Raw genomic sequence first — 11,066 nt, forward strand, 5'->3', positions numbered from 1 at the left:
GCATCAGCTGCACCTCGTGACCGCTCCTTCAGTCGCCGACCTTCTTGGCGGCGTCGGTGACGGCGTTGGTCGCCGCGGCTGCGGTCTGAGCCGCGGTGGTGGCGGTGGCCTTGGCCGACGACTTGGTGGTGGAGGCCTTCTTCTTGGCCGGGGTCGACTTGACCGCCTTCTTGGCGGTGCTCTTCGCCGCGGAGCCGGTCTTCTTGGCCTGCGTCGTCGTGGTCTTGGCCTTGGCGCTGGTCGACTTGGCCTGCTTCACGGTCGCCTGGGTGGACTGCTGGCGGCGGATCCGGCCGACGAGCACCTCACCGCGCTTGACCAGCTCGGCGTAGGTCTCGGTGGCGGTGTCGACGTTCTCGTCGAGGAGGGCCTGCACCTTGGCGGGGTAGGTCTTGGCGTCGGCCTGCAGCTCGGAGACGCGCGCCTCGATGCGGGCGCGCAGGGCGTTGAGGTCGAGGTCGAGGCTGGTGACGTCCTTCTGCACCTTCGCGACGCGAGCCTGCACGTCGGCGACGTAGTCACGCACCTTCTCGACCGCGAGGTCGTTGACGCCGACCCCGGCGTAGAAGACCTTCGCGGCCCCGGTCCTGACGTCGAACTTGGTCGTGGTCTTGGCCATGATCGTTCACTCCCTTTCGGTGGATGGAGCCTCGGCGGTCGGAGTCTCCGGCGGTCGAGCTGAGCCCTCCCCGGCGTTGAGCGCCAGGAAGGAGGTGTAGACGTCGAGCAGCGACTGCTTCTGCCGCTCGGTGAGCCTGGGATCGCCCAGGATGGCGGTCTCGGTGGCGCCTTCGTGACCCTCGCGCGGGTCGAGGATCCCTGCCTGCACGTAGAGCTGTTCGGACGAGATGCGCAGTGCCTTCGCGATCTGCTGGAGCACGTCGGCCGAGGGTTTGCGCAGACCACGCTCGATCTGGCTGAGATAGGGGTTGGAGACGCCCGCCAGGTCAGCGAGCTGACGGAGCGACAGCTTGGATGCGAGCCGCTGCTCCCTGAGGTACTCCCCCAGCTCCCCTATCTTCCCCTTGGCCACACCCTCATCGTGCTAGCAATAGTTAGCAGTTGCAAGCACGGCGGGAGTGAGTCACGACACTCACAAATTCGGTACGCCGGTGGGCAGGCAGGCGCGGACCTCGCCGACCACCCGCCCGCCGCCGAGCAACTCGACTCTCCCGGTCGCCCGGACGGCCTCGCCGTCCACGCCCGACTCGCCCAGCACCCCCGAGCGGGCAAGCGCCACCGCCATCACCACCGGCCGGGCGCGGGCGCCCCCGTCGTCGATCTTGAGCGCGAAAGCGCGTCCGTCGGGCAGGGCCACGGCGTAGCAGGCCTCGGCGCCGGCCTTCCCGATCGCGCCGGGGATCGCGGTGAGCAGTGTCGCCTCGTCGCGGGTGGTGCCGGAGACGTAGGTCGGGTGGGACCTGATCGCCTCCGCGACCCGGTGCTCGGGTCCGGAGTCGGCGACGGCCAGCGCCCGGAACGCTCGCGCCAGGCCGGTCAACGAGGTGGAGAGCAACGGCGCCCCGCACCCGTCGACCGCGACGACCTCGACCGCTTCCCCCGTCAACTCCGCGAACGTCTCGGCGATGGCGCGCTGCAGCGGGTGCTCGGGAGCGAGGTAGGTCGCGGTGTCCCACCCGCGCAGCACGCAGGTCGCGAGCATCGCGGCATGCTTGCCCGAGCAGTTCATCAGCACCGGTGCCGGCTCGGCGCCCTGGCGCAGGGCCGCCTGCTTCGTGGCGTCGTCCAACGGGAGGTCGGGCGGGGTCTGCAACGCGGTCTCGTCCAGCCCTGCACCGGCCAGGATGCGCCGCACCCCCTCGATCTGGAACGGCTCCCCCGAGTGGGAGGCCGAGGCCAGGGCGAGCAGGTCGGGAGGCAGGTCGAGCCCGAGCCTGACCATGGCGAGCGCCTGGATCGGCTTGTTGCACGAGCGCGGCAGGATCTGGCCGGTCACGTCGCCGACCGACCACTCCGCCGAGCCGTCGGCGGCGAGGGCGACCACCGACCCGTGGTGGTGCCCCTCGACGAATCCGGAACGGACGACTTCGGCCACGAGGGCGGGGGTGGACATGTCGGTCAGGTTAACGACCGCGCCTTTGAGAGGATGTCGCGCGTGTCCGCCTCCTCGCCGCCCCAGCACTGCCCCACTCCCGCGGAGCTCGACGACCTCGAGCTCCTGGTCTCGGGGGCGTTCGCGCCCACCACGGGGTTCAACGAGCCGGGGAGTCCGATCACCCTGACGCTGCCCGCGGCGCTGCAGGACGCCGAGACCGTCGAGCTGGTCGACCCCGAGGGACTGCCCCTCGCACGGGTCTCCGGGACCACGGTGGAGCCACTCACCCACGCCCAGTTCGGGCCGTTCCGCGACCACTACCTCTCCCCGGCGCAGGTGCGGGAGCGCTACGCCGGGCGCACCGTCGTCCCGGTCACCGACGCCCTCACCACCGCCCAGCTCGACGAGCTCGCGGGCCTCGGGCCGGTGCTGCTCCTCGCCCTGGCCGGCGCCGGCACCCCGACCCTCTCCCCCGTCGCCCTGGTCCGCGCCACCCTGGCCGCCGCCGCGCTGCTCCCGGACGCGGTCGTCGTGGTCGTTCCGTTCGCCTCGCACGGGGGCGCCGACCTCGACCACGAGCTCGGCGTGCGGGTGGTGGACAACTACGCCCAGGGCGACCCGATCCACGGACTGGCCGCCCCGTCGGACGACGACCTCCCCGACGAGATCGCGGCGATCGTCGACTTCGACCGTCCCGAGCCCGGACGGCAGGGGCTCGTCCTCTTCTTCACCGGCCTCTCGGGCAGCGGCAAGTCGACGCTGGCCCGCGCGCTGACCGACCGCATCCTGGAGCAGGGCACCCGGACCGTCACCTCACTCGACGGTGACGTGGTGCGCCGCAACCTCTCGGCCGGGCTCACCTTCTCGAAGGAAGACCGCGAGACCAACATCCGCCGCATCGGCTGGGTGGCCGCCGAGATCGCCCGCCACGGTGGCGTCGCGGTCTGCAGCCCCATCGCCCCCTTCGACTCCACCCGGCAGCAGGTGCGCGAGATGGTCGAGGAGGCCGGCGGGGAGTTCTTCCTCATCCACGTCGCCACGCCCCTGGAGGAGTGCGAGCGGCGGGACCGCAAGGGCCTCTACGCCAAGGCGCGCCGCGGCGAGATCCCGGAGTTCACCGGCATCTCCTCGCCCTACGAGGAGCCGGCGGACGCCGCCGTCCGGGTGGACACGACCGGCCGGACCATCGACGACGCGCTCGACGACGTGCTCCGCGGGCTCGCCACCTCCGGTCACCTCGTGCTGAGCGACGGCCCGTCGGCCGGCGCGGCGGTGGTCGCGCCCGCCGAGGAGCCGCTGAAGGTGCTCTTCGTCTGCACCGCCAACATCTGCCGGTCGGCGTACGCCGAGGTCACCGCCCGGCGGCTCGTCGCCGGCCGCACCGACGTCGAGTTCGCCAGCGCCGGCACCCACGGCCACGACAGGGAGCCGCTCGATGCCGAGATGGCCGCCGTCCTCGCCGAAAGCACCGCGCACGACACCTTCGCCAGCCGTCCGCTCTCCCGCGACCTGGTCGCCGACGCCGACCTCATCCTCACCGCCGAGAGCTCCCACCGGGGCTTCGTGCTCGAGGAGCACCCGGAGGCCTTCCGCAAGGTCTTCACCCTGGGCCAGTTCGCCGAGGCCGCCGCCGCCAGCGACCTACGCGGCCGGGCGCTCATCGAGGAGCTTGGTCGGCGGCGCAGCGCCCCGGACGCCTCGCTCGACATCCCCGACCCCTACCGTCGCGGCGCCGACGCGGCCCGCGCCTGCGCCGACCTCATCGACCGCCACCTCGGCGTGGTGATCCCCGCGCTGACCGAGACCCAGGACTCCTGATGGACTGGCTCACCGGAGACGTCCTGACCGGAGCCTTCTTCTCGATCCTGGCGGCCGGCTTCATCGTCGGGATCGTCGTCGGCCTGACCGGGATGGGCGGCGGGGCGCTGATGACCCCCGCCCTCATCTTCCTGGGCGTCGGGGAGACCGCGACGGTCGTCACCGCCGACCTCACCGCGGCCGCGGTCTACAAGACCGGTGGCGCGATCGTGCACAAGCGCGAGGGCTCCCCCAACATGCGGCTGGCCCTGTGGCTGGTGATCGGCTCAGTGCCCACCGCGCTGCTGGGGCCCTACCTGGTCTCGTGGTTCACCGACAGCCCCGAGCAGCTCGACCGGACGCTCAAGCTCTGCATCGGCTTCGCGCTGCTGCTGGCGGCGCTGACCTACGCGCTGCGTCTCTACATCAACCTGCTTCGCGTCCGCGCCGGCAACCACGTGGTCGACGACAACCCGGTGATCCGTCCGGTGCCCACCCTGCTGGTCGGCATGGCCGGGGGCCTGCTCGTCGGCGTCACCAGCGTGGGCTCCGGCTCGGTCATCATGATCTCGCTGCTCATGCTCTATCCCGGACTGTCGGCGGTGAAGTTGGTCGGCACCGACCTGGTGCAGGCGGTGCCGCTGGTGCTGGCGGCCGCCATCTCCAACATCGCCATCCACGGGCTCGACTGGGGCATCCTGATCCCGCTGGTCCTCGGCTCGGTGCCCGGCACCATCCTGGGCAGCAAGCTCGCGCCGCGGGTGCCGCAGTCGCTGATCCGCCGCGCCATCGTGGTGGTGCTGACCATGTCGGGCGTCGCGCTGCTCGACAAGGCCGGGTGGGCGCCACTGGGGGCCGGGGAGGACGAGACCTCACCGATGCTGGTCGCCGCGGCCGGGCTGGTCATGGTGGTGCTGGTGCCGCTGGTGTGGGGTCTCATCCGCAGGACCACGGGGTTGCCGATGTTCGGCTCGCCGACGGTGGCCCAGCTGGAGGACCCGTCGTACCGTCCCGGGCTGGTTGGCATGAAAAAGGACCCCGGCAGTTAGGCTGTCCCCTCCGGTCGGCTGACACTAAGGGGAAGTGTGGAACTCCGCGACTACTGGCGCATCGTCCAACGCCGCTGGATGTTCATCCTCGGAACCGTGGCCGTCTGTCTGGGAGTCGCCGCCCTCCTGACGCTCAACGCGACCCCGCAGTATTCGTCAAGTGCCCGACTCTTCGTCTCCACCAGCCAGTCGGACACCTCCCAGGCCTACCAGGGCAACCTCTTCGCCACCCAGCGGGTCGCCTCCTACGCCGACCTGGTCGGCGGTCGCGAGCTCGCCGAGGTCGTCGGCCAGCGCCTCGACCTGGACGAGGACGAGATCAGTGGGCTTCCCGAGCGGGTGAGCGCCAGCGTGGTGCCGGAGACGGTGATCCTGTCGATCACCGCCACGGATCCTGATCCTCGCGCAGCGCAGAACCTGGCTCAGGCCTATGTGGAAGAGCTCCAAGACCTCATCCGGGAGCTGGAGACACCCTCCGGCGAGGACATGGCGGCGCCGATCAAGGCCACCGTGGTCGACGACGCGTCGTTCGACGACACCCCCGTCTCTCCGCAGCCGCTCCGCAACTACGGCCTCGCCGGCGTCCTCGGCCTCCTCCTCGGGCTCGGGATCGCCGTGCTCCGCGAGGTGCTCGACAACACCGTGAAGACGAGCGAGCAGGCCACCGCCGCGGGCAACGCGCCGGTCCTCGGCTCCATCACCTTCGACAGTGCCGCCCCCAAGCGGCCCTTGATCACCTCGCTCGAGCCGCACGCGCCTCGGGTGGAGGCCTTCCGGGTGCTGCGCACCAACATGCAGTTCGTCGACGTCGACCAGGACGGCGGCCGCGTCTACGTGGTCTCCAGCTCCGTCCCCGGCGAAGGAAAGACCACTACCTCGGCCAACCTCGCCCTGGCCATGGGCCAGACCGGCTCCAAGGTCGTGGTGGTCGAGGCGGATCTCCGCCGCCCGCGTCTCGCGTTGGCGCTCGGCCTCGACAACACGATCGGGCTGACCACCGCCCTGGTCGGCAAGGTCTCACTCGACGACGCCCTCCAGGAGCACGAGTCGGGCATCACCGTCCTCCCCAGCGGCGCGATCCCCCCGAACCCGTCGGAGCTCCTCCAGTCGCACGCGATGGCGGAGCTGCTGGCCTCCCTGCGCTCCCGCTTCGATCTGGTGATCCTGGACGCGCCGCCCCTGCTGCCCGTCACCGACGCGGCGCTGATCGCCGCTCAGGCGGACGGCGCCCTGCTCGTCGCCCGGCACGGCAAGACCACCAAGGATCAGCTGGCCCATGCCGTCGAGCGCCTGGACGCTGTCGGTGCCCGGACCGTGGGCCTAGTGCTCAACATGGTCCCGCGCCGAAAGGGACTGGGCAGCTACGGCTACGGGTATGGCTACGGCTACGCACCCGACGTCGAAGTGCAGCCCAAGCAGGGACGGAAGACCGCCAAGGCTTCCGCCTGACGAAGGCGTCCGCCCCGGCTCAGCAGGCCGAGTCGAAGGCGGTGTCGGCGTCTCCGGAGACGATGCTCGGCGTCACTCCCACGACCCCGCCTCGCGTCTGTCCGTCACCCGTGGACATCCGCCAGGTGACGTCGACGTTGTCGGTCGGGGTGAGGAGGGCGACCAACGACGCCACCGGACGCCCGTTGAGCTCGACCGTCTCCACGTCGACCGGCTCCCCATCGAACTTGACGTCCGAGATCTCGCCACCGACGGGCCCATAGATCCGCGTCAGCACAAGCTGGGACCCGGGGTCGGTGCCGTAGATCCCCCCGCCCGAGATGTAGGCGGGAAGGTCCTCCACCTCGGCCCGCGAGATCGTGGACCCGAGTCGCAGCGACCCGGCGAGCCGCTGGCGGCCCGCAGCACAGGACTCCGCGCGGACCTTCACACCGTGGCGCAGGTAGTAGGACATCTTGGAGCCGGTGGCGTCGTCCAGGGTCACGTCGACGAACGGGGTCTCCGACTGCTCGGACTCCAGCTCGCCAGCCACGGCAGTCCCGGCCAGCTTCTCCTGATCGGCTGCCACGAACGAGTGCATGAGGAAACGCCCCTCGCGGCCGGCCCGACCGAACCCGGCCGCCAGGTCCATCGGCGACTCGGGCTCCCCCGTGACCGCGTCGAAGATCGCGACCGCCATCGCCTGGAACCGTGCGTCCTGGGCGGCTGGGTCCTCCAGGTCGCGGTAGGTCTGGTGGAGCAGCTCGTCGACCGCGTTGTCCGCGTCGATGGTCACTCCACCAGCGGAGACCGGACCCGTCCCCTTGAGCAGGTAGGAGAGCGCGACGGTGTCGAGGCTGAGGACGCCGTCGAGCTCGATGTCGCGGCCATCCTCGAAGTGCGCGCGCCACAGGTCGGCAGCGCGCGGGAAGTGCGGGGTGAAGTTGGCGTCGTGCCAGTAGGTGCCGAGCTGCACCTCGTAGATCTCCCGCTCCCCCGGGGTGAGCGGCAGCACGGGAGCGGCCCGTTCGGGGAAGTCGGAGGTGGAGCCCTGCTCGACCATCGCGATGCGACCACCATCTGTCCGCAGATGCGCCCAAGCACCCGGCAGCCCTCCTCCGGCGCGGATCTCGGCGTTGTTCTGGAATACCACCAAGTAGTCCCGCGAGCCTGACCCGCCGAGCATGCCCGGCAGGAGCTCGGTCGCGGTGGTCGCGGCACCGAAGCCGCGGTCGGCACTTGTCACCAGGTCGGCGTACTCCTCGAAGGGATCACGCAGCGCCGAGACGAAGCCATCGCTGTCGACGCCGGAGACGTCGTCTGCCGCGTCCGCGAGGGCGGTAGCCGCCCCCTGGACCGGGGCCCCGAGCGCGCTCACTGCCGACAGGCTCACCCCGTTGCCGCCGCTCACCTCCCGCAAGAGCTCCGAGGTCTTGAGGAGGGGAGGCACTGCATCAACCGCGAGGGTCTCGAGCGAACGCGCCAACGCACGCACACCGCGTGCGTCGTCGCCGACGACCGGAAGATATCCAGCGACACTCCAGACGACACCGTCGGCTCGCCTCCGGGCCGCGGAGCTCGACTCCTCGAGGTCGCTCGCAGCTGACTCAGCGTCCTCGCGGTCGTCAGCCTGGATCGCGGCCTGCAGCCCGCGCGCGTCACCTTCGGCCGCCTCGAGGTCCCCCTTGAGCTGCCACCCGACCCAGGCGGCGTACCCCACGGTCAGCAGGAGCACGACAAGGAGCAGTCCCAGGGCACGGCGCAGGGTGAACACTCACAGTTCCTTCATCGGTGGTTGGTGAAGTGGGCTCAGCGTAGACAGAAGGCCCCGCCTCCCGAGGGAGACGAGGCCTTCTGGGTCGCTCGTGAGGAGCGATCGATCAGCGGGCGCCGACCTTGAAGTTCACGGTCTCGCGCGAGTTCTTGAACACCGAGTTCTTGGCGGACTTGAACTTGACGGCGACCTTGTAGTTGCCGCGCGGGAGCTTGCCGATGCCGAAGTTGCCCGAGCCGGAGTACTTGCGGGTGATCGTCTTGACCTTCTTGCCGTTGGGCTTGCGGACCACGAAGGTGATCTTGCCCTTGGCCTCGGCGTTGCCGATGGTGGCGATGTTGATCTTGAACCGCACCGGCTTGCCGGGGGTGATCACGTTGGGGACCTTGGGCTTCACGACGGTCTCGACGCTGGGCGGGTAGGGCGCGGCGGTGGCGGTGGTCGCGGCGCCGACAAGGCCGGCGGCGGTCAGGAGGCCAGCGGTTGCGGCACCGGCGATGAGTTTCTTCATGTGTACGTCCCCCATGTGAAAGGCGTCAGAGTTTATTGATATTGGAAGGTCTGCGCCTGACCCTACGTGACGGGATTGGATCGTGCACATCACTCGCGCTATCTGGACACAATGTCACCCAGAGTTAACAACTGGCCCACCCTCGGGCCGGGATGTCCGGGTCCTCCGGGGGCGGGGCTAGCATGTGGGCTGCTGTTCCGACGAGAGGCGCTAGTCAGTCATGACCCACACCCACGCCGACTACCAGCTGAGTCAGCTCGACCAGCTGGAGGCGGAGTCGATCCACATCTTCCGCGAGGTCGCCGCAGAGTTCGAGAGGCCGGTGCTGATGTTCTCCGGCGGCAAGGACTCCATCGTGATGATGCGGCTGGCAGAGAAGGCCTTCTTCCCCGCGAAGATCCCCTTCCCCGTCCTCCAGGTCGACACCGGCCTGGACTTCGACGAGGTGCTCTCCACCCGCGACAACTGGGTCAACCGCCTCGGCGTGCGACTCATCGTGGCGAGCGTCGACGAGGCCATCGCGAGCGGCGTCGTCGTCGACGACGGCAAGACCTCACGCAACCGCCTCCAGATCGGCACCCTGCTGCACGCCATCGAGGAGGGCGGCTTCACCGCCGCCTTCGGCGGCGGCCGGCGCGACGAGGAGAAGGCCCGCGCCAAGGAGCGCGTCTACTCCCACCGCGACGAGTTCGGCCAGTGGGACCCCAAGATGCAGCGCCCCGAGCTGTGGAGCCTCTACAACGGGCGCATCCACCCGGGTGAGCACATGCGCATCTTCCCGATCTCCAACTGGACCGAGCTCGACGTCTGGCACTACATCGACCGTGAGGGCATCGAGATCCCGTCGATCTACTTCGCCCACGAGCGCGAGGTCATCAAGCGCGACGGCATGTGGCTGAGCCTCTCCGACGCCGTGCAGCCCAAGGGCAACGAGACGGTGGAGAAGAAGATGGTCCGCTTCCGCACGGTGGGCGACAAGTCCCAGACCGGCTGCGTGGAGTCGACCGCGTCCACCACAGCGGAGATCATCGACGAGATCGCGATCGCCCGGGTCACCGAGCGCGGCGCGACCCGCGGTGACGACCGATTCTCCGAGGCGGCCATGGAAGACCGCAAGAAGGAAGGCTACTTCTGATGAGCCCCGAGATCTCTCCCGTCGCCGAGAAGCACGAGGGACGGGCCCCGATGGACCTGCTCCGCTTCGCCACCGCCGGCTCGGTCGACGACGGCAAGTCGACGCTGATCGGGCGCCTGCTGCTCGACTCGAAGTCGATCTTCGAAGACCAGCTCGAGGCCGTCGAGGCGTCGTCGCAGTCCAAGGGCTACGACTACACCGATCTGGCGCTGCTGACCGACGGTCTCCGCTCGGAGCGCGAGCAGGGCATCACCATCGACGTGGCCTACCGCTACTTCGCCACCCCGAGCCGCAAGTTCATCATCGCGGACACGCCGGGCCACATCCAGTACACCCGCAACATGGTGACCGGCGCCTCCACCGCCGACCTGGGTCTCGTGCTGGTCGACGCCCGTCACGGGCTGACCGAGCAGTCGCGTCGCCACGCGGTGCTGCTGTCGCTGCTGCGGGTGCCGCACCTCGTGCTCGCCGTCAACAAGATGGACCTCGTCGACTGGGACGAGGCCGTCTACGAGCGCATCCACAACGAGTTCACGACGTTCGCCACCAAGCTCAACATCCCGGACCTCGAGGTCATCCCGATCTCGGCGCTCAACGGCGACAACGTGGTGACCCGCAGCGCGAACACGCCCTGGTATCACGGGCCCACGCTGATGCACCACCTCGAGCACGTGCACGTGGCCTCCGACCGCGACCTCGTCGACGTCCGCTTCCCCGTGCAGTACGTCGTGCGCCCGAAGTCGGACGCCTTCCACGACTACCGCGGCTACGGCGGCATGGTCGCCGGCGGCGTGCTGAAGAAGGGCGACGAGGTCATCGTGCTGCCCAGCGGCATGACTTCGACCATCGAGGCGATCGACCTCTTCGACAAGGAGATCGACCAGGCCTTCCCGCCGATGTCGGTCACCATCCGTCTGGCCGACGACGTGGACGTGAGCCGCGGCGACATGATCGCCCGCGTCAACAACGCGCCCAAGCCCAGCCAGGACATCGACGCGATGATCTGCTGGATGACCAACGAGCCGCTGCGGCCGCGTCAGAAGTTGGCCATCAAGCACACGACCCGCAACGGGCGGGCGATGGTGAAGGACATCCAGTACCGCTTGGACGTCAACAGCCTGCACCGGGACCAGGACACCAAGGAGCTCGGGCTCAACGAGATCGGGCGCGTGCAGCTGCGCACGACGGTGCCGCTGCTGTGCGACCCGTACGCGAAGAACCGAACGACTGGGTCGTTCATCCTGATTGACGAGGCGACCGGCGTGACGGTCGGAGCGGGGATGATCAACACCGGCTCCTGACTTCGCAGAACATGA

At 69.5% G+C, this 11,066-nt stretch carries 10 protein-coding genes; 5 read left to right on the top strand and 5 right to left on the bottom strand.

Features of this window, described 5'->3' with window-relative positions:
* Nucleotides 1-28: 28 nt before the first annotated feature.
* Genes AC4BG9_RS11695 through AC4BG9_RS11705 form a run of 3 tightly spaced genes read right to left on the bottom strand, consistent with a single transcriptional unit; the run spans nucleotide 29 to nucleotide 2,074 of the window.
* Nucleotides 29-619, bottom strand: coding sequence for a hypothetical protein (locus AC4BG9_RS11695; RefSeq protein WP_489963999.1), 591 nt, complete (start codon nucleotides 617-619; stop codon nucleotides 29-31).
* Nucleotides 620-625: 6 nt separating this feature from the next.
* A complete protein-coding gene (locus AC4BG9_RS11700; protein ID WP_489964000.1) occupies nucleotides 626-1,033 on the bottom strand; it encodes a helix-turn-helix domain-containing protein in 408 nt (135 codons plus the stop codon).
* A gap of 60 nt (nucleotides 1,034-1,093) precedes the next feature.
* Entirely contained in the window at nucleotides 1,094-2,074 is a 981-nt protein-coding gene (locus AC4BG9_RS11705; RefSeq protein WP_490571273.1) for an asparaginase, read from the bottom strand.
* A 42-nt stretch (nucleotides 2,075-2,116) separates the two neighbouring features.
* Here AC4BG9_RS11705 and cysC point away from each other — a divergent pair, with 42 nt between their 5' ends.
* From cysC to AC4BG9_RS11720, 3 genes are read left to right on the top strand one after another with little or no spacing between them, the layout of a single operon-like run.
* Nucleotides 2,117-3,874, top strand: a complete 1,758-nt coding sequence (gene cysC / locus AC4BG9_RS11710; RefSeq protein WP_490571274.1) for an adenylyl-sulfate kinase — start codon at nucleotides 2,117-2,119, stop codon at nucleotides 3,872-3,874.
* A complete protein-coding gene (locus AC4BG9_RS11715) occupies nucleotides 3,874-4,902 on the top strand; it encodes a sulfite exporter TauE/SafE family protein (RefSeq protein ID WP_490571275.1) in 1,029 nt (342 codons plus the stop codon). The genes cysC and AC4BG9_RS11715 overlap by 1 nt, the downstream gene beginning before the upstream one ends.
* A gap of 36 nt (nucleotides 4,903-4,938) precedes the next feature.
* Nucleotides 4,939-6,351: a tyrosine-protein kinase domain-containing protein gene (locus AC4BG9_RS11720; RefSeq protein ID WP_490571276.1), complete on the top strand. Its 1,413-nt coding sequence runs from the start codon at nucleotides 4,939-4,941 to the stop codon at nucleotides 6,349-6,351.
* A 19-nt stretch (nucleotides 6,352-6,370) separates the two neighbouring features.
* Here AC4BG9_RS11720 and AC4BG9_RS11725 read toward each other — a convergent pair whose 3' ends face one another.
* Together AC4BG9_RS11725 and AC4BG9_RS11730 are read right to left on the bottom strand one after the other, a co-directional pair.
* Nucleotides 6,371-8,104, bottom strand: coding sequence for a DUF4012 domain-containing protein (locus AC4BG9_RS11725; RefSeq protein ID WP_490571277.1), 1,734 nt, complete (start codon nucleotides 8,102-8,104; stop codon nucleotides 6,371-6,373).
* A gap of 106 nt (nucleotides 8,105-8,210) precedes the next feature.
* On the bottom strand, nucleotides 8,211-8,615 hold the full coding sequence (locus AC4BG9_RS11730) for a hypothetical protein (protein ID WP_490571278.1): 405 nt from the start codon (nucleotides 8,613-8,615) through the stop codon (nucleotides 8,211-8,213).
* 220 nt (nucleotides 8,616-8,835) lie between these two features.
* On the opposite strand from AC4BG9_RS11730, the gene cysD reads away from it, so the two are divergent.
* A complete protein-coding gene (gene cysD / locus AC4BG9_RS11735; protein ID WP_490571279.1) occupies nucleotides 8,836-9,750 on the top strand; it encodes a sulfate adenylyltransferase subunit CysD in 915 nt (304 codons plus the stop codon).
* Entirely contained in the window at nucleotides 9,750-11,051 is a 1,302-nt protein-coding gene (locus tag AC4BG9_RS11740; protein ID WP_490571280.1) for a sulfate adenylyltransferase subunit 1, read from the top strand. The genes cysD and AC4BG9_RS11740 overlap by 1 nt, the downstream gene beginning before the upstream one ends.
* Nucleotides 11,052-11,066 lie beyond the last annotated feature (15 nt).

Source organism: Nocardioides sp. Z40_12 (genome assembly GCF_058215795.1).